A 21,693-nucleotide genomic window follows, 5' to 3' on the forward strand; every position below is an offset into this window, starting at 1 on the left:
GTTGAGGAACAGGGGGGCGGAAGTGTGGGTGCAGTTGAGTATGAATAATGTGTATGGGGCGATATGTATTATACAGAAGGGGGATTTTGTGAAGAGTGCGAGGGAGGTGGATGTGAGGAGAGATTTGACGGAGTCGGGTCGGGTGGAGTTTAGTAATGTGGTGGGAGATAGTGGCGTGGGGCCGCTGGTGGATACGTTGTTGCAGCAGTAAGTGTGTAGTTTTTTTATAGGAGCGCATTGGCTTACGGGCGAATGCGCTCTTTTTTATTAGGGGTAGAAGGGGAAGATTGGCAGATGTGTTCTTAATCAAATGGGTGAATGACGATCACTTTTTCATCTGGAAATGTAAATTTTGCCGGCGTTATTTTGCCTGTCCATAAATTATGGGTGGCTACTTCTACTTTGACCAGGTCCTTATCATCAACGCCTGGATATTTACTTTCCGGGAAGTGTTTTTGTAAATACTTTTCTTTTCCCATGTTGATTTCTATAAATGATATTAAATGCCTGAAGAGCTATCTCTTTAACGGGTGGATGATGATCACCTTCCCATCTGGAAATGTAAATTTAGCCGGCGTTATTTTGCCTGTCCATAAATTGTGGGTGGCTACTTCTACTTTGACCAGGTCCTTATCATCTATTCCCGGATATTTACTGCCTGGGAAGTGTTTTTGTGGATACTTTTCTTTTTCCATATTTATTGTTTTATTGATGTATGATGTGAATCGCCAAACATATTATGAATGGAAATATGCTATATATTGCGTATTTCAATGACTGATGGTAATAGTCTTGCTTACGGCAAATCAGATCGATGGTATTGTCCACTGCATGTTCTAATTCTTCTAAATAGATAGTTTTTATTTGTTGATTGATCTCTTCTTTTTCAATGTCTGAAAGACTATTGTTATTCGGGTGTCTTGCTTCCAATTCCGATCGTAACTGTGCATAGTAGTCTTTAGGCGCGGTAAGAATTGGAAGAACAATCGGAAACAAAAACCGTATCGCATACACAAACGAAATCAAAAATGGTATCCCAAACAAAACAATCGTTATGAAATACCATAAATTAAACGGAACCCTAAATAAGTCCTTGCAAACAGACACCAAAGAAACGGATACTGCCGAATAAATAATCAATATATGCGACACCCGCCCAAGTACTTTATCATACTCTGTCCGGATCACCGCTTCCCGCTTTTCATTCGCTTCTATGTAATAATCGAAATTGTAAAATGAAGTTGACATTTTTTGGAGTTTTTTGGTTTTTCTTTAATGGAATCTCTATCTAAAGTTAACGAATATAGGTTGAATAAAACTACAGTAAAACCAGATATCTCAGCACATAAATATCCTCGTTATCGAATCGATTATCCGCGTATTATAATAACAAAAATCCGGTACTTACTGCAAGTAAATACCGGATTTTATATCCTCTCAGTTACCTGAAAATTATTTCTGCAAAACCATCATGTTATTCATCATAAACGTCCCCTCTCCTTCTCCAACGATATTATACACGGCCTGCCTGCCATTCGCCTGCTCCGTCTTATTCACCACCACATACGTCAGTACCTGTTGGCTCTTCTCATCTATACACAACAACTCTTCTCCATCTTTCACCTCTCCTATCTGCTTCTTCCCGGCAGACGTCTGTACAGGATGATTGGGGGTGGCTTGTAATACCTTCCCGGAGATCCGCACTACATGTGCTTCCTTTGTATCGTCTGCTTCGACATGGACCGCCAGCAGTTGTGTGATCGCATAGTTCGCAGGCTGATGCACTACCAGCTCTTTTACCTTCATAACACTGGTGGTATGCGTCGCCGCATCCAGGCTGATTACCTGATCGCCCGGCACGATGTCTTTTAATAACTTCTTTGATCCATTCGCCAGCATCACCGCTTCATCTCCCGGAAAACAAATGTCCGTACCATAGGTTCCTGCCTCTGCTTTTACGTCCTTCCCGGCATTCATTGATTTGTACAACTGAAAACTAAATTCACGCGAAAGTACATAAGACAGTTTCAATACGTAGTTCTTCTCCACTTTATCGATCGCATGAATATCTTCGAAGTACTTGTTCCAGATCTCCGGATTGCTGTTAAACATGGGTAACACAGCTGTATATAAAGTACCCTTTTCATTGGTGTAGAAAATAACTGTGGCAATATCCAGCATACTATCTTTTGATACCAGCCGGTAAAGGTCCATTCTTTTTTTCAACCCATCGTCGCCCGTAATGATATACGGCTTTCTCATCTCATACCGGTCCAGTACATAAGCATTGTTGAACTTCACATACGTGTCATTGTCCAGGTCCTTTACCGTAAATGTTTTTGCTTTTTCGTATTCGTCCGCACGAATAGGTCTTGATTGTGCAAATGCCGTATACATCCAGATGATACAGCTGCATGTTAATAAAAATGTGCGCATATTCCTGTTTAAGATAATTCTTTAAAAGCAGCGGCAAACGCCTGCATTTCATCCATCCGGCCAATGCTGATCCTGCACCAGTCCTGGTTATTTAGTTTCCAGTTGCGGAGCCCCACTCCCCGCTTATTCATCTCCTCTACAAAACGCTGTCCTTCCATTTTCAAAGGGAACATTACAAAGTTGGTATAAGAAGGGATGTAGGTATATCCTTCACTTTTCAGTGTATCATATAAGAATTGCTTACTGGCTACCATTTTCTTTTTCACTTCGTCTATGTACCCCTTGTCATTGTAACTAGCCAGCGCCGCTGTAATAGCCGGCAATGACAATGCATATCCCCCTGTTGCGGAATAATTGCCTAATCGCTCTATCATCGCTGGTTGTGCTATCACATAACCAATACGTAGTCCTGCTAATCCATATACTTTCGAGAAAGTACGCGCGATAATGATGTTCTGTCCTTTCTTTACGCTGTCAATTAATGTAGTCGCGGCCGGATCAGGGAGGTAATCAATGTAAGCTTCATCAACAAAGACAGGTACTTTCTTCGATACCCGCTCACAGAAAGCTTTTAAGGCAGCTGTATCTACTATTGTACCTGTAGGATTGTTAGGGTTACAGATATAAACAAGTTTGGTGTCGGCATTAATAGCTTTTTCCATGGCATCCAGGTCATGGGTATAATCTGATTTTAACGGTACCTTGATCCAGGTCGCTTTTATTTTTTCACCACGGGTAGGCAGGTCATCATAAGTAGGATCTGCGCTGACGATATTGCCGCCATTGCCCAGTAATGTAAGCGCTGTACCCAGTAATAAAGGGGATGAACCGGCACTCGTCATGAGCATCTTTGCATCGATTCCTTCGTATGCACAGATCTTTGCTTCCAGGTCGCGCAGTAACATGAACGGATATTGATAGCCGCTATCCATGCTTTCGATCATGGCTTTTTTTGCCGGTGATGATGGGCCGAAAGGATTTTCATTGGCAAATAAACGTGCTTTCAATACACCAGGGATACGGGGCTCTGCCAGGGCATCTGCCTGCAGGCTACTTGCCGTGGTGGTACGCACAACTGTTGAATCGCCCATTGGAGAAATGACATCAGCAGGTATATCCTGTAAGGATGAAGTTGCAGGATCTTTTAAGGCAGCAATGCCGGCAGCTTTTGCCTGCAGTCCCTGCAGCATAGAGGGCAATATGGTCAATCCTCCTGTGAATAGGGCGGTAGCCCTGAGCCAGTCCCGCCTGTTAATAGATTTGTTGTTAGTAGGCATCATCATGCGTTTTTAGATGTTGGTTGTAATGGGATATGTGATCCGTTGCTCTGATACTCTTGCATGGATATCTGTCACTGTTCTTCTTGCAGATTCCAATGCTCCTGCCATCCATGCATTCAGATAGGTGGTATGCTCTCCCGCGAAATACACCCGCTTATCTGCCTGCAGAAGGCTTTTATAATGTGATTGTCTGGTTGTGTTGTTGTACAATGCCCATCCGCCCATACTGTAAGGTGTTTTATGCCAGCTCACGGAAAATGAATGTTCAAATTCCTTGTCGTACTGTGGATGTATGAGCCTGCCTTTATCCATTGCTAATTGCTCGCGCTGTGCGTGAGACAGGTTCCCTGTCTGCCGCGCTTTCTCATTAAAGTTGTAGTACCCCAGCAGGATGCCCTTCTTAGATAGATAATCATAAGACGGGTAAAAGATCTGCGTCAGCTCGTTGTTGGTATGTGTAATGCCTCCGTAAATGTGTTCATCTTCTTCCCAGAACCTTCGCCTGAACTGCATACCTATTTTGCCTGTCACCATATAAGGAATATAGTCTATGGCCCGGCTTACATCCGAAGAGAAGTTGTTGTCCACATTACTCAGCACGGGGGTAGGAATTGTACAGATACAATAATCAGCTATTAGCTCCCGTTGTCCTTTGCTGTCTTTATAACTGATCTTTACTCCTTCCAGCTGGTTGTGAATACCTGTCACTTCGCAACCGAAATGGATACAGGCCCCTACCTTTTTCTCAAATGCTTTTGCGATCTGGTCATTCCCACCTATGGCCTGGAACATGGTCATCTGTAGTTCATATACATATTCCGATACATTGTAGAAATCAGGATCAGCCAGACCGGAATTGATAATATCTGCCAGGCGATGTGCCGGTGCTATTTTGCCGGGCAGATCCCCTGCTCCCGGTCCTTCGAGGTATCCTCTTCTGTCAGACGCTTTGTACAATTTATCAATGTCCAGCCCTCCTTCTGCCCGCAGGTATTCCAGGATCTTCTGGGTATCTTCCTTTGTAAGCCCCGTATCGAGTGTGTGCTGATCAATTGCTTTGGCCAGGAGTTCTGCTGTATATCCCCGGAGGTCATTGTGAATCTCCCGTACCCGGATCTTTTTATTGGATAAGGGGCCTTTCCCCTCTGCAAAGAAGTAAGCGGCCTCGTTGATATTATTATACACCTGGATAGGAACCTGTAACTCCCGGCAATAATGTAATGTCAGTGCATGGTGATGTGGGATACGGGAAGGGCCGGCATTAAAATAAAGTCCTTCATCGAATCGGGCTGTCTGAACAGGTAAATCCGTTTCGGTATGCGTAGTTCCCTTCCGGATGCTCCATACACGTCCTCCAGACCGCTGACGGGCTTCAAGAATGGTGCATTGATAGCCAAGTTTCAATAACTCATAAGCTGCCGCCATGCCTGCAAGGCCGGCACCTAAAATGATAATGTGCTTACCTTTTCCGCTTCCATCCAGCGAAAAAGCATGTGCCGGCGCTTCTTTTAACATTCCTAAAGCCAGCATGGCCGGGTAGGCAGCCGCCATCGTTCCCGTTTGGGTGAGGAACTTCCTTCTTGAAATTGACATTTTGGTTGATGTATGGGTTATTGTACTGATACTTCCTAACTGGTATTAAAATAATAATAATTGGGGAGGATTTATAGTTATTTATCAGATCGTTTAAAATATAATGTGTGTTGCTTTTCTTATAAAAATAAAACCTCGCCCCCTGCATGAGTGGCAAAGGGCGAGGTGGGTAAATGACTGCTTTATCAATTTCAGTGTGTGGATATTTTGTTAGTCTCAGTGTATCACTGTTTTATCAATTTCAGTGTATGACTGCCGGCTGAATTTTCCACCTTTATCAAATACCATGACTGTGGCAAATCACTTACATCTACGGTCAATTGATTGCTACCTGCCGGGAATGATTTATCCACGATCGTTTTTAACAGCTGTCCATTGGACCCATACATCCTGATCTGTACTCTATCTGCCTGCTCGTTATAGAAACTGATCGCTGCTGTGTGTGTAGTTGGATTCGGATACACTTTTGTTGCCGTATATGCCAGTGTATGTTCTATGGGTGCTACCCTTGCAGACGCACCACATGCTGCTGCTGCCGGACTCGTTCCGGTGATCTCCAGCCAGTCTATCACCGCAAATTCTGTTGATGAAAGTGTTTCCAGCCTGATGGTATTTACACCAGCTGCTAATTGTACCGTTACAGCTGTAGTTTTGGTCCATGCTGTCCAGCTGCTTGTTTTAGGGAACGATACGCTGGAAACAGCTACACTCCCATTTACCAGTAACCGGGCGGTGGTAGACACCGTAGCACCGCCGTTTGAATACCGCCACACCAATGCGTAAGTACCTGCTGCGGGCACGTTCACACTGTAGTTTACTCCTTTGCCAGTAGCATTGCTCAGGTTGATGTAATAGCCACCATCTGCTCCTGTATAAGTGCTTTGCCTGCTGCCATCAGCACCACAATACCCATTGGTTGTAGTGGCTGCATCATCAATACGTAAGGTCGAGCCACCGCCAGTGCTGGTGCTGTTAAAGTTCGCCGTCACAGAAAGGTTGGCGGTAACGGTTACTGTCGTTGTTGCAGATGTACCACTTGCACTCCCTCCCCAGCTACCAAAGGTATAACCGCTGGCAGGCGTGGCGGTCAACGTCACTATCGTGCCGGATGTATAGGCGCCGCCACCGGGACTCAGGGTAACTGTACCGCCGGCAGAGGGAGCTACTGTTACACTCAGGGTATAGGTAGCAGGATTGGTACTACCACCAGATTCACGTGCGCCAATATCAGGGGCTGAGCCTGTATAGGTAATGCCGGTCGTCGTCACTCCTTTGTCAATCATGTCGCTTCCGGCGGCCAGTGCCAGGAAGTTGCCCAGGTTCGGGCTTCCATCGCTGTTCTTCGTTACAGCAGGAGAGAGACTCTGAAAGTCGGCACTGCTCACTACAAGGCCGCCCGTGTTTGAACTGGCGCCACTCTTCCACCAAACGTTTGTGGGGGTTACATCTGTACCATTCGTGGCATCGGATGAACCTGCATTGTAGGAGAGATTATTTTTGAAAGTAGCTGTACTGCCTGAGCGGAAGTTGAAATTTGAAGCGGCATTGTTGTAACTGGTATTGTTGGTGACTTCAATAGCGCCGGGATTGTTGTTGTCTGTAAAACCATGGTGCCCGTTGTTAAAAGCTACGCAACGGCGTACAATATGCGCGACAGCGATACCGCTCCCGCCTAATTTAAATCCATTCTTATCGCCATCGCCGGAGGTACCGCCACTACTCAGCGTACCATTACCGTAAGCCAGGCAGTTGATCAAAGTGACCGGACCAATAGGCCCTGTGTCGGCTTTTGCATACAGGTCGTATCCATCGTCAATGTTGTTGTGAGAGATACAGCCGTTGAATACATTGCCTGTACCGCAGGTTAGTTTTGCAGCAAATCCATCTGCATCTTCATTGTCAGGATCCTGGTTGTCGTATGCTTCACAATTCAGGATGGTGTTGTTGGTTGGCCAGGACGCGAGTGTTGTATTCGACGTCACGTAGCGGCTCAATTGCAAGCCACTGTCATGGTTGCCTTTGAAGATGCAGCGTTCAATAATGTTATTGTTGCCTGCGAGCAGCATGCCATTGTCACCTGCGCCCTGGATGGTAATACCTGTCCAGTGCCAGTAATCACCGTCCAGGATCACACCACGATTGGCGTCGGCGATCGCCATGCCGGAAAAATCTAATATCGGCGTTTCACCAGCATAAGCGACAACATTCTTGTATGCGGAAGCTGTGCCATTGTTACTGGCGGTGATGATAACAGAGGCAGATAAATTGTACGTGCCTCCTCTTACATAAATAGTATTTCCAGCGGTTACAGAGGCCAGTGCGTTGGCAAGTGTGGTAGGGGCACTGATACTGGTGCCGGGGTTCGAAGCAGATCCGCTGGGGGAAACGTAGAGGGTTTGCGCATAGGAGAGGTGAGCTCCTGCCAGACATAGCAGCGCTAGTAGAAGTGTTTTCATAACGGAAAGGAATTTTACCTGAATTTACATGGAAATGTTTGGCAGGTGATCAGCAAGAGACGGATAAATTTACGCAAACGTTTGCGGGTAAAGGATTTCCAGTGATGGACAGACCGCAGTAAGCGATTCCTATGTCATTGAAAGATAGGGGTGTAAAAAGCAACCCCCAATATGTATGAGGTGAAAATTCATTCATATTGGGGGATACAGCTGCAATGTATATGCATTAGTAATCCAATAACCTCCTGTGATAATTCACCTGGCCTAAATGATAATTTAAATGGCCGCTTAAGTGTACCAAGAAGTGTTGTGTATATATAGGACCACCGAATATTTCTATGGGATACAAGGCTGCTACCTGTTCCTCAGTTAGCTCATCCATCACTTTATCAATTACCACAATTGTATCTTCAATCATTTTAATTAGTGTTGCCCGTGGAATATCTTTCTGTGAAAACTCCAGCTCACGGTGACGGACATATCCTGTATGGCCCAGGTATAATCCAATGTAAGTATTCAGGTTGCCTACCAGGTGCAAGGCAAGGTTGCCTGCACTGTTACTGATCCCCTTTTCGATATACCAGATCTTGCTTTCATCCTTATACAATGACAATTCCTCTATCAACTTTTCGAGATCTCTGCGAAAGAGTGTTTTCAGTGTTGTTGCTAGCATATGTATTATGTATTATCAAAATGAAATTAATACTTTTGTCGGAATAAGCTAAATCCATGTATAAAAGCCTTCTTTTTATCCTCATCCCGGGTATGATCGCATGCAACCCGCCGGGAGAGAATGCTAATTATCACCCAGACTCCCTCTCAGGTCGTTCAGCAGTTGTAGATACCGGTGTGATGACAGTGGGTAATCCTCCGGAGACGCCGCAGGCGGTACCTGATACAATCAGGATTGAAGGTGATTTTAATGGAGATGGCAATCTGGATCTGGCATTCGGAGTGATTTATAGAAAGGCCATGGAAGCAGAAGGGCAGGATGAGTACGTGATCCGGTTTTCTAACCCGGATATTAAACCATTGCTGACGGGGTATGGGGAAATCAGGTTGATCAATGAAGGGGATTTGAATAGTGACGGTCGGGACGATATCTCAGTCTACCAGGCACCTTTGCATGGATGCTCCTATGTGATGAGTAGCTGGGCGTTTACAAATAGCGGCTGGAAACAAATTACAGATCCCTGGCTCGTGTATAACGGGTGTAATTATTTAAGTGATGAGGATTTACAGAACAGGATTGTGGTAGAAGATGGGGTTGTGTATTTCTACCAGGAAGATCCGCATGATGAGCACCTGACCTTAGTAAAGAAAGAAATGAGTATAAAATAAGTTGGCGCAAGGATACAACAGCGTCCTGAATTATAAACTTACAAACTGTATCAAATAAAAAATGCCTCTAAAAGTGTTGAACTTCTTAGGGGCATTTCAATAAGATAGGGGCTATTTATTCCTGCCTTTTTCTCCCGGATAAAAAACGTATGCCGGTTCACTCTGCCAGTATTCTTTTGTATCGATGTTCATGGCAGAGATCCTTCCCATAAATGCAGCACCGGTATCTACATTCCATACATTGCAGGCGTTCATGGGGATCGTCACATCATAATTTATAGTAGGTGTATGGCCAATGAAGATCTCTTTGTATAATAATAGTCTTTTCGGATAAAGTTTCGAGTCTTTGCTGATCCGCTCGTCCATGCAGAGCGCCATTTCCCAGAGGGAGCGATCCCAGTAAAAGTTCGTTTCGTAATGCTCCTTTTCCGGGCCATGCATACTGGCGAAACCCGCATGCAGGAATAACCTGTTCTGATCATCTACGTGATAAAGGGTAAGGCGGTTATACCATTCCAGGTGTACTAATCTCCTTTCAGGAGAGAGATGTTGGTAACTGGCAATTGTTTCCTTTCCTCCATTCCTGTACCACACGGGATCTGGTTCTTCACCTTTCAGCCAGCGTTCACACCAGGCATCATGATTTCCTTTGATGATGAGGCAGTCGTATTGTTGCTGTAATACCATCAGGTATTCAATCACCTGCGCGGATTGGGACCATCCATCTACAAAATCGCCCAGAAAAATAAGTTTGTCCGACGGCTGCAACAGGAGTTGACCTATCAGTTGTTCCAATGCTTTTAGTGCACCGTGAATATCTCCAATTACAAACGTCCGCGCCATTAGATATTGAATTTGACCTGCAAGTTAGCAATCAGTTCTTCAATTCTATCCTTTCCAGCTAAAATGTTTAACCATTCTGCAGGAATTTCTTCCCAACCGTAGTGCATGCCTGCGAGCCCACCGGCCACTGCTGCGGTAGTATCCGTGTCATTGCCCAAATTGACTGCGGTCAGTACAGCATCTGCATACTTCCTGGTATTGATCAGTATCCAGATGGCAGCTTCAAGTGTATGTACCACATAGCCGGTACCGTGAATGTCGTTCAGTGGTTTATGTACCAGGTTGCCGGAGAGAATGGGTGCGAGGATGTCCTGTTCTTTTTGATCGAGCAGGGCTTTTTCTTTGCAATATTTATTCACATCCGTGATGGCATTGAGATAGGCATTTAGCGGTTGTTCGCCTTTCAGGATGTGCCTTGCAATCTCCAGGTAGATAAAGCAGCAGACGATTGAGCGGACATGTCGGTGTGTAAGACTGGATACATCTTTCACATGGCAGTAGCGATCATGTATATCAAAGTCCCTGATATAAAATAAGAGGGGAAGGATACGCATGAGGGAGCCATTCCCATTACTGTTTTCATCATCTTCACCGGCGGTAACAGGTGGTGCGCCCTGGGAAAGAAAGTGAATGGCGGTATTGGTAGCGTTCCCAACGTCAAATACTTTACCGTGTGCAGTCCAGTAAGCATGGTAGCGCCAGTTTACAAACCGGTTAGCCAGGTCCCGGAGGTCATATCCTTTCAGTAAAGTTTCTGCGAGGCAAAAGGTCAATGAGCTATCGTCGGACCAGGTGCCGGCGGGTTGATGATGGGTACCAAATTCCCGCATGCCGGTAACAGGAGATTGGGAGAGCTGGTCGCGTGACTGAAATTCAACAGGTACGCCCAGGGCATCGCCAACAGCGAGGCCAAGCAGGGCGCTTTTAATATACGTACTCATTGTGAAATGTATTGAGGTGGAACATGGTCGGTGAGCCACACGCCATTGGCAGACACGAAGAACGGGAAGCCATCCCTGTACATATCACCACTACGAATAGTGAGGATGAGCGGAATGCCCCGGCGGCTGCCTACTTTGGTGGCAGTGGCTTTGTCGACGCTGAGGTGTACATGTTGGCGGCTCATTTTTTTAATGCCGGTTTTTAAAATGTCGGCTACGAATGCGCCGGTGGTACCGTGAAAGAGAAACTCGGGTGGCGTGGTGACGGGGAGTTCCAGGTCGACCTGTATGGAGTGTCCCTGGTTGGCCCTGATCTTAGAACGATCATCATTAAAAGCAAAGCGTTGTTTGTCACTTTCAGCGACGATGTTTTCGAGTTCCTGTCTGGTAATGCGTTTACCGCGCGCGGCTGCGAGGGAGAGCAGGGTGTCTACATCCGCCCAGCCGTTGATATCGAGTTGTAGTCCGATGAGCTCTGGTTGATGCCGGAGGATCAGACTAAGGAATTTTGATTTTTCTTTTTGATTCATGGGTATTTCTTGCTGACTTTGTTATCAAAGTCTGTTAACAGTTACGGGGGCTTTTATTCAAGCATATCCCGCACGGCCATGAGTGCATAGCCGAGCAGGTTTTGTCCCCGCCATTTTTCAGGGTGTGAAGCATTTACATTTTCGGCGCCCATACCTATTCCCCAGATCCTATCCATCGGACTGGCTTCTACAATCACGTCTTTTCCTGTATTGAGCAGAAATGCTTTCAGTTCCGGGTGCTGAGAGAACTTATGGAAGTTCCCCTGCGTCACGATTTCTCTTTTCGCAGCATCCCATTTAGCAGGATCGAAGTTGGCTACTTTTCTGCCCAGTGCTTTTACGGCAGCAGGAGCTGGGGTGGCAAGGATTTGTTTTTCTATGTCGGTATCGCCAAACAGGGTGGCTTTGCCAGCCATCATCCAGTGTTCGGCGGTAGGGTACGTTTTCCCGTCGACAATAAAGGGGGCAAACCACCATTGGCTGAAGCAGGATTTTGTGATACTACCGTCTTTGGAGGGTTGGTGGCCCCAGAAGAAGCAGAAGGCAGGGGTTGGTTTTTGGGCGAGGAGCCAATTGTTATCGTATGTCATTATTGTAAAAATTTTGAAAGAGTCTGTTGTAAATCGGGTGTCGTTGGCCAGGTAAAACGCTCTCCGAAAAATGCATTGACGACTTGGATACCATGCAGGATGTGATGGTTGAAGGTGTCCAGTTCTTCGGCGGGAATCCAGAGTTCCTGGTGAATGGTGTCTCCAACCGTTTGCGGTGTATACTGCTGGTAATAGTCGTCATCAATTTCGAAGGCGGTGACGATACCGCAGTAATCGGATATTTCATCCTGGGTATTCCATTCCCTGGCAATCTGCTCGGCGTAGGTCTGGTTCAAAACCGGGTAAAAGATGGGCTGCCAGCTTAACCTGGGTGGGAAGCGGGTACAATTACTCTCCAGTATGAGTTGGAGTTCTTTTAGGCCTACGGGTCTATACAGTTGCATATCTTAACTAAAGCTCAGGTGAATACTTTTTAATTCCTTATTAAATTGATAGAGGTCGGGGTGGCGGTTATGCAAACCTTCTCTCTTTTTGCCGGTGTTAATAATATATGCTGCATCCAGAATTTTCCGGCGGAAATTCCTTCTGTCGATCCTGATGTCCAGGATGCATTCATAGAGTTCATGCAGTTCGGGCATGGTAAAGAGATCGTTGAGCAGCTCAAAGCCTACGGGATAATGGAGGATCTTATGCTGTAGACTTTTGAGTGCATCTGCGGCGATGTTATCATGGTCAAAGCCGAGGGGTGGTAACTCTTTCACATTGAACCATTTCACATCATTTGCCATGGTCCCTGCGGCGATTGCCAACCGGGTGGGGTTGACAAGCGCATAGTGGGCAACGGCGATGGCGCGGCCCCTGGGATCGCGATCAGGATCATCGTAGGTAGAGAGTTGCTCCAGGTAGAGGTCATCCATACCTAGTTTGGTTTTCAGCACACGGGCGCAGGTATCGCGTAGCCGTTCTTGCATGAGGAGGAAGGCGCCGGGCAGTACCCATTGGTCTTTAAAAGGCGCTGTATTCCTATTCAGGAGCAGGATAGAAAGACTGCCGTGCTGATAACCAAATACTACAAGATCTGCTGCCAGCGATGGGTTTTTATAGCTATTAAATGATGGCATGGGGTCTTTGTGTTATTTTGACGCAAAGGTAGGGTGGTATATTTAAAATGTCAAATATTTTTGTATGCAGTACTCCTGGGAATGGCTGGGGCTGCCTGTTGTGCAAGTTGTCTAAAATCGCTTATTGAGAGGGAAATTTTGGGGATCGCCCAATGTGATATCTTTTACCGGGAAGCTCAATATTTTTCCGTTTTAGCACTGAATGCCACACATAAAAAGTTAAAAAAAAATCTTGTGTGGAACTGCGGCCGGGTTGCAGCAGACTATTATATCTTCGTTTCATTATTTTACGGCCTTGATCATCCATCAGTTAAAGTACGTACCCAGTTTTGTTAACCCTGTCACCCGCAAAATGTAAACCCATGAAGCAAAATTTAAAACTTTCGTTAATGACACTGGCTGTTGTAGTAGGAACCGGTTCAGCTATTGCCAGCACTCTCACCCGGAATCACCGTGAGGTCACCCAGTATTATTGGAACGGCACCACTTATGTAGAAGCAGGTATAGAAGGATATGACTATGAATGTCAATTTGATCACTTTGGTACCTGTACGTACTATTATGACGCTTCCTCCCACACTTACAAGCCTAGCAAAGCCGGGAAGATTGTGTGGATCAGGTGATGACTACTGCGTGTTATCAATTAATTAGTTAGTTAATACTGGCGGGCTATACCGCAAGGCATTAGCCCGCTTTTTTCTGGAGTTATACTTCCCTGTATAGCTCGTCATATATCTGTGCCAATTTTAGAATAAGTTTATTTTATTTACTGACAAGTTGAGTAATCAGGTGGGCGATGTTTATGCCTTCGCTCGTCGCTCTTTGATCAGGCAGCAATTTCGAATAATAGACCCGTTGGGCTATACTTTATGGTATAGTACATCGCCCATTGATTTGTTGACCCCATATTTTTGCGTATTTCTACGTTGTGAAAACAGGTGTTTTTCTGCTTGTGGCCACCAGGTAATTCAAAGACTTTTGTGACGTAAACAATTGTTTTTTAAAAACCTCAAACCCCAAAAAATGAAACGCAACCTATTAGCGGGTGTAGCTGGCGTAGCTGCACTAGTATTGTTTTCCTGCAAGAAAGAACAGGCATCGTTACGTCCTGATTCAGAAGTAGCTGTAACCAGGACTGCCAGCAGTGATGAGATGGACGCCATCCTGAAAGACCTTCAACCGGAGACGTATCTGCTTACTTTCGATGGACTGCCTGGTAATAATTACATCACCAAAACATCTTATGGAAGTCTTTCCGATGAAACCCAATTCGGCGATGGTCGAACCCCACTTCCTTTGCCTTACCTGGTAAGGATTGGGTACACCAAAGCGCCTTTCAGGAAGATATGGATTAAGACTTGTCCTACCATGATTCCCTACCTGGATATTGCTAAAAGAGCGGCCGCGTTGATTCAGAAAGTTGACAGCAAGACGTTTGCAGATCTGACCATTACGGAGTTGTCTGCCAGCCAGGAAGTGCTGGCGACGAAGACTTTCCTGACTGCGGCCAGCAGGTTGCAGCCTGATGCGGTGGATACGAAGGTGTTGGCGAAGGCCCCGTTGGAGAAGTTCAGGTTGTCGGTACCGCAGGGTACTGCATTGCCTTATTTTACCAGGGGTTTCTATGGATTGGGAGATATTACGCAGGTACCAGCGAGCGCGGGTAGTAAGCTGACGATTTATACCAGTCTGAGATGGGAAGATATATTGAGAAGGAAGTTCCCGAATATGATCGGATGTTTTGATCCACTTGTATTGAGAGATATCAGGGCAAATTTTGTGAGTCTGGATAAGGGATTTGAGCGGCTGAATATTGAAGAAGTAGCCGGTGGCGCGATATTAGGGATTAACTAGTTGGTTCGGTTGGAAGACCGGAACTAATTGATGACGCGCTGCGGCATAGATTGTGAGTAACAAAGACGCCCTGGAATAAATTAAAGGAGGTGTGACAGCAGTCCCTGGATAGATTGATGTAATCCCTTTTGTTAATTGGTTGTAGTGCGCGTTTACCATTGTCTCGTCCTGATTGGTTTTATTGAATGACTTTCATTCACCGCTTTATAATTGTATTAGATATTACGCTACAGTTCTGGTGGATTCTTTTGTAAAAGTACATTCCTGGTCTTTCATCCGCTTATGACTATTTAACCCCGGGCCAGCTGGAAATGTTATACGCTGTTTTCAGCTGGCTTTTTCTTTTTAACTTTTTTCCTGCTTCATTTTAACCTTTTTTATGATAACGTGGAAACATATTTGTTGGATGAGCCTTGCGCTATTCCACTTACTGGTAGTGGCTTTACATGCCGCTCATTTCAAGGAGTGGAGTAAGCGGACGACCTGGTTGTCAGGGTATGGCGATTTGACGGGTGCGGGCAACATCTTTAGCTTTTTTGCGCCACACATCGGAAATGAAATTGCGGTATTGTATACGGTGGCGAATGGAAAATCTCAGCATGTGATGAGGTTAGAAGGAGAGAATACCGAGTGTAACAGGAGGATTCAGACTATTTATAATTTTTTCAGTATCGAAGAAGCGCAGCCATTGCTGGCGAGGAGTTGTGCGGCATATGTATTAAGGGAATGTCCTGATGGCACGATGGTGCGGGTGACCGTGGTGAGCAAGCTGGTACCAGAGATGCAGGATTTCAGAGCGGGCGTGCAGCCAAAGTGGGAGCCGTTCCTGGTGAAGGATTACAGAAAGAACAGTCAATAATTAAACATGTCCGGTAGGAGGATGGGTGGTGGTACCAATACCCCCTGCCGGGGATGATTTACTTCATCTATAAATACATTTTATGAACAGGTATTCCGGTGTGTTACAGCGGTTTTTTTTCTCGCCTGCATCTGGCGAGCCATTAGCATTTTTTAGAGTGGCGATTGCATTTATCGGGTTGGTGCAGGGATGTTGGTTGCTGGGAAATGTGGTGATGTTGTACGGGATGAATGGATTGATACCCTGGTCACTGAGTAAAGGGATCGTGTCGCCGCTGATGCCGCAGTTATCATGGTTACAGCCGCTGGCCAATGCGTTGGGGATAGGGGGAGATATGATGGTGTATGTGTTGATGGGAGTGTATCTGATCTGTTTGATTTTCCTGTTGATGGGGATGTTTACAAGAGCGGCAGCCACATTAGCCTGGGGGCTACACCTGATGTTTATCAACACCGGATTTATGGCGGCGTATGGTGTAGAGACGTTTTTGCATATCGCCTTGTTCTATTGTATCCTGATGCCGGTAGGGGAGAGTTTTACCTGGAAGAATCATGAGAGTAGTGTGAGTGAGTGGAATATGTTGTCGATACGGGTATTGCAGATTCATATATCTATTGTGTATGTGGCTTCTGGTCTGGAGAAGGCGATGGGTGTGCAGTGGTGGAATGGGGAGGCGATCTGGCAGACGTTTATGCAGGGGCAGTTTGCAAGGTTTGATATGCGTTGGCTGGCGGCGTATCCCTGGTTAGCGAAGTTGATTTGCTGGAGTACGTTGTTGATTGAAATAGGGTATCCTTTATTTATATGGTGGCGGAAGACGAGGGTGTATGCTTATGTGGCGGTGGTATTGTTGCATGTGGGAATTTCGATTTTTATGGGATTGCAGTTATTTGCAGGGATCATGATCGTGTTTAGCACGGCGGCGTTTGGATGGGAGTATATTGAGCAGTTGTATTGGGGGATTGTGCGGCCGTTGAGGGAGCGGAAGGTATTGCGCAGGGCGGAGACGCTGGCGACGCAGGCATTTTGGAGTATGGAGTGAGGATGTGTGTTGAGGGAGGGCGGCGTGACTGGAAGGTATACCTGGAGCGATTGAAGGATATAAAGTTCAGGTATTGCAATGTATTGCCTGGTACGACCGGAAATACAGTTTAGCAGGGGCTAATTTCTTAGCCCTGCTACCAGGTTGATCGTTAGTGCCACTACAAAAGTATTCAGGCCGAAGGCCAGTAACCCATGTAATAAAGCCAATCTTCTTAATTTCCTGTTACTGATTTCCACATCGGAGACCTGGAAAGTCATGCCGATGACGAATGAGAAGTAGGCAAAATCCAGGTAGTCGGGGTTCTTTTCTTCGGGAAACTCTAATCCACCTATGTGGCGGGTGTTGTCTTGTTCGTCGTCATCATAATAGATGTGGGCGTAGTGAATAGCGAACATGCAGTGTACCATGGCCCAGGAGAGGAGTATACCGGCTACGGCTACGGGAAGGTAGACGACCAGGCCGGCTTCTTTTGATGCTGATGATAACATGAGGAGGAGTACCATGAGCATGCTGGCGAAGCAGGCGAGAATGATAAGGATGAATACCATGAGGCGGCTACCGTCTTCCTGCCGGGCATATTCGCGGATTTCGCGGGTGGTACGGTTGAAAAAGATGTAAAGGCATTGGGCGCAGAAGACGAGGGAGAAGACGTCCCAGAGGATCATGGTTTTGAGGAGTGGGGAGAGGTCGGCATTTTGGGTAGAGAGCCAGACGAGGGTGCAGGAGAACAGGGCGATGAGGATTCTTTTGATGGGATGGAGGTTTATGAAGAACCGGGAGAGGGCGGAGCGGGATGGTATGCCGGAGTCTGGTTTAGTCTTTGCGTTTGCCAATGGGAAGTGTTTTGTGTGTTGGCAAGTTAGGGATTAAGGGGGAGAAAAATTAGGAGTTAATGTAAGTAGCGCACACTTTTTTAGTTAGGACGATTAAAGATTGACGGTAGAGAATTCTTTAAAGTCTTCACTATTAAAGGAGCAGATGCACCCGTATGAAAATAAATTAACCTGTTACTAAAAATGGGCTCGTTGGCAAAATATACATAACCTAAAATGCCTGCCATTAAGAGTAACACAAAACCTCTGAAGTAGTACAGAGGTGATAGATAATTGGGCCTTTTTTCGGCTGCTAAGCTAGAATCCTCAAAGAACTTTAATAATATAACAGCGAAGGCGCCTAATATGCAATATTGGATTGAAACAGGAATATTAAACATAGTCACCAGCTAAAAAGTCTAAAAATTTGACCCAGAATGGGGCTCTTGCCTTATATATCCTCCGGGAAGTAAATAATGGCAAGCCATCTCTCCCCCTTTTAGGGCATATCATAAAATCACGGGAGTTGTACACAATTCTCAATACATGCTCCAAATTGATGCCTGAAAAATTCGCTATTTCTGGTGGACTGGCCCAGACCTTATTTTTCGTACGGTCCATCGCATCCAGAATTATCTGCTTTTCTTGTTGCAAATTGATGCTCATAATTTAATTTGTTTTTAAGTTAAAACCCTTAATGGGATTGAATTTACAGCGACCATTTTAAATAAAAAAAATAAAAACCTGCCATTTTAAAACTGATTTTTCCCCTGTCAAAGTAGAAAGGAACCCCCTCAAAATCATCCTCCTAAGACCACATTTCCCCTTACCCCCCGCACATTCCCCTGACATCCCATATCTTTGCAACATGAAATTTGAACAGTATCGTATTTCCCCGGAAATTAAAAGAAGCCTGGAGGAATTGGGATTTAAACGCCCGACAGATATCCAATTTAAGGCAATCCCGTCCATATTGAAGGGGGACGATGTAATGGCGATAGCCCAGACTGGTACCGGCAAAACCGCTGCCTTCGCTATCCCGGTGCTGCACCTGCTGCAGCAAAAGCTACAGCGGCTTCCTAAAAAGAGCAAGGGAGAGGTAAGGTGTGTCGTGATGGTGCCAACCCGTGAACTGGCTATCCAGATCGCGGAGGTATTTACTGTGATCGCTAAGTATACCAAGCTGAATATATTAGGTCTTTTCGGGGGTGTTGACGAAGGTCCGCAGCTAAAGAAACTGGCCCAGGGGGTAGATGTATTGATCGCGACCCCCGGCAGAATGTTTGATCTTATCAGCAGGGGGTTTATTGACCTCAGCTTTACCGAGACGCTGATTTTGGATGAAGCCGATCACATGCTGGATCTGGGCTTTATTCGTGATATCAGGGATGTATTGAAACATATGGGACGCAGGCACCAGACGTTGTTCTTCTCTGCGACTATTGATAAGGATATTAAGGACCTGGCGTATTCTGTGGTGACAAATCCGATCAGGATTCAGATCTCCCCTGAAGACCCGGTATCTAAGAATGTTCAGCATGCGGTGGCGTTCGTGAGTATGGATGACAAGCGATTCTTCCTGGAGCGATTGGTGAAGGAGTTTCCGGAAGGGAAGATCCTGGTGTTCGTAAGAACCAAGGTAAGAGCGGAACGGGTGCAGGCGGCGATGGCCAGGGTGGAGATCCCGGCTTTGGTAATGCATGGTGGTAAGGAGCAGGAGAACCGGTTGGAGGCGATGGAAGACTTCAAGACTGGCAAGGTGAAGCTGTTGATCACGACGGATGTGAATGCGCGGGGCATCGATATTCCCAATGTGGATTATGTGGTGAATTATGACCTGCCGGATGTGCCGGAGAATTATGTACACAGGGTAGGCCGTACGGGTCGTGGGGTGCAGAAGGGGCAGGCTGTGTCGTTTTGTAGTGAGGAGGAAAGGCCGGTACTGGAGGAGATTCAGCAATATTTAGGGAAGGAGATCACGGTGATGAAGATTGATAAAAATGATTACCGCGAGACGATCAGTTTTTCGGAAGATATTCCGAATGATAACTGGCAGTTATTGTTGGATCAGCATAATGCGGAGATGGAGAAGGTGAAGAAGAAAAAGAAGAAGAAGTAATGAGGTGGTTAGTTTTTTGAAGGATATTCGAAAGACAACTTGTAGTTGTTGTTAGACCAGTATAATGCGGAGATGGGGAAGAAGAAGAGGCAAAAGAAATAATGAGGCGATTAGTTTTTTGAAAGATATTTAGAATGATAGGTGGTTGTTGTTATTAGACCAGCATTAATGCGGAGATGGAGTAGGTGAAGAAGAAAAAGAAGAAGTAATGGAATTACCTGAAGTTAACGCATCACCGCCATAAATATTTCGCCCCCTCTACACGAGGGGGCTTTTTTTATAATGACGATCTCCTCGTTCTACTCGGCCGCTCCTCCGGCCTGATCATTTTTAAGAGCTCCTGCCCTATACCGGCTATTTTATTCAATGTATTGTTCGTCATCTCCTTATACTTTGCCCTGAAAATACTCTCTGTAAAAGGTTCATTCCTTCTTGCCAAAAAATACCGTGGCAGTAACCTGAATACCTCCTCTGCATGTTTATGGGACAGCTGTCCCATTGCCCTCAGCAACCGTACAATCAGTGCCATCATCGACACGGACATATTCGTCCGGATTTTTTCGGGCACTATTAGTACGTCTGGTTCCTCTTTCATTTTCCGCTCCAGGTAATTGATCTCGACAAACAACCACTCCTGCAGCAGATCCCTGATCGAGGGGGCATCCGGACAATAAGCCTGTCCTGAACGCAGCTGTAACTGCTGCATATCGCTGTAGGCATCTTTCAGCAACTTCATTTGCTCCTCAAATGAATTCGCCAGATGCAATTGCCGATTGAGCCAGGTGGTGCAATAGTGATAAAAATCCGTTGTATTACAGTTCAAACAGTATAGCACGTATTGTAGCTGGTGATGCTGTACATTATAGTTCTCCTGTTCTAACAGGCGAAGTAAATGCTGATGTAGCTGACCTAAAAACTGCAGCTTTGCATCGTTCAGTTGATACGGTTTGGCCGGATCCAACTGGTTGAATAACTCCATGATGAGGTCCTGCAGGTCATGGCAACCTTCCTCCGTGATCTCAAACCACCTTTTAATCAGTGGAATACCAGGTAGCAGTTGTTGCCTGATGATCTCCCGGTGGATATCAGGTAGCGGTAGCAACCGGTTGAAATACGTTGGGAAGGTATCTCTCAGGTAAACCAGGAATTCGTCCAGCTGAAAACATATATCTGCACGTAACAGGGCGGTGTTTTCCTGGATCGTGTGTGAAGAAGATAATTCTGTGTTCAGCCAGGTGGTAGGTAATTCACCGATCACTGCACATAGCCTTTGCTGGCAGATTGAAATGTAGCGCTGCATGGCCTGTTCATGCAACCCGTTTAACCGGCATGTTTCCAATGCTGCTTTCAGATGACTAATAGCGTTGATGATTCCCTGGTGTATGGAAACAATCACTTCATATGGTGTTGTGTTGTCTTCAGGCTGTTTAAGGAATTGAAGGCTTTCTACCAGCTGATTCAGCGGGTTTAAGGGAGTTTTCATAATGTGTTAGCGCTAATGGTTAACAATAGTAAATTTTATTCATAGTTATTGTGAGGATATCAGGCATAGGTGATCCCGATAGTGCATGCAATATATGAAAATATATATCATGCGGCCTGTTCATTTCATTCATTTTTATGCTATTCCTCAGCTGTAGACAGTGTGCTAGTAAGGATTTCTATGATCAGCAATAATTTACGAATAATAAATAATATGAGTGAATGGTAAAAAATATGGGATAATTAACTCCGCATTAACCGATTTTTGGGGACAATAGTCTAGCATTGCACTTTGATTGAATTTTTTAGTCTATATCCATATGGCCGGGCATTCCTGCCTGGCTAATTTATTACTGTTGCCAGTAAATTACTATTGCCAGTAAATTATTAACAACAGTAAACTATTAACAACAGTAAATTGTGTCCCTTC

The 21,693-nt window shown here is 45.5% G+C and carries 24 protein-coding genes; 7 read left to right on the plus strand and 17 right to left on the minus strand.

What is annotated here, in order from left to right; translation table 11 throughout:
• A partial coding sequence (locus ABDW33_RS30000; RefSeq protein ID WP_343693774.1) for a hypothetical protein occupies positions 1 to 211 on the plus strand: 211 nt, incomplete at its 5' end.
• 91 nt (positions 212 to 302) lie between these two features.
• Here ABDW33_RS30000 and ABDW33_RS30005 read toward each other — a convergent pair.
• The 8 genes from ABDW33_RS30005 to ABDW33_RS30040 form a co-directional block, all read right to left on the minus strand.
• Complete coding sequence (locus ABDW33_RS30005) at positions 303 to 479, minus strand: hypothetical protein (protein ID WP_343693775.1); 177 nt, start codon at positions 477 to 479, stop codon at positions 303 to 305.
• A 36-nt stretch (positions 480 to 515) separates the two neighbouring features.
• On the minus strand, positions 516 to 695 hold the full coding sequence (locus ABDW33_RS30010; protein WP_343693776.1) for a hypothetical protein: 180 nt from the start codon (positions 693 to 695) through the stop codon (positions 516 to 518).
• 10 nt (positions 696 to 705) lie between these two features.
• Positions 706 to 1,248, minus strand: coding sequence for a hypothetical protein (locus ABDW33_RS30015; RefSeq protein ID WP_343693777.1), 543 nt, complete (start codon positions 1,246 to 1,248; stop codon positions 706 to 708).
• A gap of 204 nt (positions 1,249 to 1,452) precedes the next feature.
• Positions 1,453 to 2,436 carry a Hint domain-containing protein gene (locus ABDW33_RS30020; RefSeq protein ID WP_343693778.1) on the minus strand — a complete coding sequence of 328 codons (984 nt, stop codon included), beginning with the start codon at positions 2,434 to 2,436 and terminating at the stop codon, positions 1,453 to 1,455.
• An 8-nt stretch (positions 2,437 to 2,444) separates the two neighbouring features.
• The gene (locus ABDW33_RS30025) at positions 2,445 to 3,713 is read right to left on the minus strand and encodes a histidinol-phosphate transaminase (RefSeq protein ID WP_343693779.1); all 1,269 of its coding nucleotides are present in this window, start codon (positions 3,711 to 3,713) and stop codon (positions 2,445 to 2,447) included.
• A 12-nt stretch (positions 3,714 to 3,725) separates the two neighbouring features.
• Positions 3,726 to 5,309, minus strand: coding sequence for a flavin monoamine oxidase family protein (locus ABDW33_RS30030; protein WP_343693780.1), 1,584 nt, complete (start codon positions 5,307 to 5,309; stop codon positions 3,726 to 3,728).
• 224 nt (positions 5,310 to 5,533) lie between these two features.
• Positions 5,534 to 7,765 (minus strand): T9SS type A sorting domain-containing protein, encoded by a 2,232-nt coding sequence (locus ABDW33_RS30035; RefSeq protein ID WP_343693781.1) that lies wholly within the window; start codon positions 7,763 to 7,765, stop codon positions 5,534 to 5,536.
• 226 nt (positions 7,766 to 7,991) lie between these two features.
• Positions 7,992 to 8,438 (minus strand): DUF1572 family protein, encoded by a 447-nt coding sequence (locus ABDW33_RS30040; RefSeq protein WP_343693782.1) that lies wholly within the window; start codon positions 8,436 to 8,438, stop codon positions 7,992 to 7,994.
• 56 nt (positions 8,439 to 8,494) lie between these two features.
• Here ABDW33_RS30040 and ABDW33_RS30045 point away from each other — a divergent pair, with 56 nt between their 5' ends.
• Positions 8,495 to 9,106, plus strand: a complete 612-nt coding sequence (locus tag ABDW33_RS30045; RefSeq protein WP_343693783.1) for a hypothetical protein — start codon at positions 8,495 to 8,497, stop codon at positions 9,104 to 9,106.
• A gap of 111 nt (positions 9,107 to 9,217) precedes the next feature.
• On the opposite strand, the gene ABDW33_RS30050 is transcribed toward ABDW33_RS30045, so the two are convergent.
• From ABDW33_RS30050 to ABDW33_RS30075, 6 genes are read right to left on the minus strand one after another with little or no spacing between them, the layout of a single operon-like run.
• Positions 9,218 to 9,949 (minus strand): metallophosphoesterase family protein, encoded by a 732-nt coding sequence (locus tag ABDW33_RS30050; RefSeq protein ID WP_343693784.1) that lies wholly within the window; start codon positions 9,947 to 9,949, stop codon positions 9,218 to 9,220.
• A complete protein-coding gene (locus ABDW33_RS30055) occupies positions 9,949 to 10,890 on the minus strand; it encodes an ADP-ribosylglycohydrolase family protein (RefSeq protein WP_343693785.1) in 942 nt (313 codons plus the stop codon). Before ABDW33_RS30055 ends, ABDW33_RS30050 begins: the two co-directional genes overlap by 1 nt.
• Positions 10,887 to 11,420 (minus strand): RNA 2'-phosphotransferase, encoded by a 534-nt coding sequence (locus ABDW33_RS30060; RefSeq protein WP_343693786.1) that lies wholly within the window; start codon positions 11,418 to 11,420, stop codon positions 10,887 to 10,889. The genes ABDW33_RS30055 and ABDW33_RS30060 overlap by 4 nt, the downstream gene beginning before the upstream one ends.
• A 53-nt stretch (positions 11,421 to 11,473) precedes the next feature.
• The gene (locus ABDW33_RS30065) at positions 11,474 to 12,010 is read right to left on the minus strand and encodes an NADAR family protein (RefSeq protein WP_343693787.1); all 537 of its coding nucleotides are present in this window, start codon (positions 12,008 to 12,010) and stop codon (positions 11,474 to 11,476) included.
• Complete coding sequence (locus ABDW33_RS30070; RefSeq protein WP_343693788.1) at positions 12,010 to 12,414, minus strand: ADP-ribosylation/crystallin J1; 405 nt, start codon at positions 12,412 to 12,414, stop codon at positions 12,010 to 12,012. Before ABDW33_RS30070 ends, ABDW33_RS30065 begins: the two co-directional genes overlap by 1 nt.
• 3 nt (positions 12,415 to 12,417) lie before the next feature.
• Positions 12,418 to 13,092 (minus strand): NUDIX domain-containing protein, encoded by a 675-nt coding sequence (locus ABDW33_RS30075; protein WP_343693789.1) that lies wholly within the window; start codon positions 13,090 to 13,092, stop codon positions 12,418 to 12,420.
• Between the two features lie 362 nt (positions 13,093 to 13,454).
• On the opposite strand from ABDW33_RS30075, the gene ABDW33_RS30080 reads away from it, so the two are divergent.
• From ABDW33_RS30080 to ABDW33_RS30095, 4 genes are all read left to right on the plus strand, one after another.
• Entirely contained in the window at positions 13,455 to 13,715 is a 261-nt protein-coding gene (locus ABDW33_RS30080; protein ID WP_343693790.1) for a hypothetical protein, read from the plus strand.
• A gap of 400 nt (positions 13,716 to 14,115) precedes the next feature.
• Positions 14,116 to 14,946, plus strand: a complete 831-nt coding sequence (locus tag ABDW33_RS30085; protein ID WP_343693791.1) for a hypothetical protein — start codon at positions 14,116 to 14,118, stop codon at positions 14,944 to 14,946.
• 406 nt (positions 14,947 to 15,352) lie between these two features.
• On the plus strand, positions 15,353 to 15,805 hold the full coding sequence (locus tag ABDW33_RS30090) for a hypothetical protein (protein WP_343693792.1): 453 nt from the start codon (positions 15,353 to 15,355) through the stop codon (positions 15,803 to 15,805).
• A gap of 82 nt (positions 15,806 to 15,887) precedes the next feature.
• A complete protein-coding gene (locus tag ABDW33_RS30095) occupies positions 15,888 to 16,847 on the plus strand; it encodes an HTTM domain-containing protein (protein ID WP_343693793.1) in 960 nt (319 codons plus the stop codon).
• Between the two features lie 119 nt (positions 16,848 to 16,966).
• Here ABDW33_RS30095 and ABDW33_RS30100 read toward each other — a convergent pair whose 3' ends face one another.
• Entirely contained in the window at positions 16,967 to 17,683 is a 717-nt protein-coding gene (locus tag ABDW33_RS30100; RefSeq protein WP_343693794.1) for a DUF1345 domain-containing protein, read from the minus strand.
• 372 nt (positions 17,684 to 18,055) lie between these two features.
• Positions 18,056 to 18,328: a hypothetical protein gene (locus ABDW33_RS30105; RefSeq protein ID WP_343693795.1), complete on the minus strand. Its 273-nt coding sequence runs from the start codon at positions 18,326 to 18,328 to the stop codon at positions 18,056 to 18,058.
• A gap of 202 nt (positions 18,329 to 18,530) precedes the next feature.
• On the opposite strand from ABDW33_RS30105, the gene ABDW33_RS30110 reads away from it, so the two are divergent.
• Positions 18,531 to 19,781, plus strand: coding sequence for a DEAD/DEAH box helicase (locus ABDW33_RS30110; protein WP_343693796.1), 1,251 nt, complete (start codon positions 18,531 to 18,533; stop codon positions 19,779 to 19,781).
• Between the two features lie 277 nt (positions 19,782 to 20,058).
• Here the strand turns inward: ABDW33_RS30110 and ABDW33_RS30115 are convergent, their stop codons facing one another.
• Positions 20,059 to 21,264 carry a hypothetical protein gene (locus tag ABDW33_RS30115; protein ID WP_343693797.1) on the minus strand — a complete coding sequence of 402 codons (1,206 nt, stop codon included), beginning with the start codon at positions 21,262 to 21,264 and terminating at the stop codon, positions 20,059 to 20,061.
• Between the last annotated feature and the right edge of the window lie 429 nt (positions 21,265 to 21,693).

Origin of the sequence: Chitinophaga sp. (genome assembly GCF_039596155.1) — a bacterium.
Lineage (GTDB): Bacteria > Bacteroidota > Bacteroidia > Chitinophagales > Chitinophagaceae > Chitinophaga.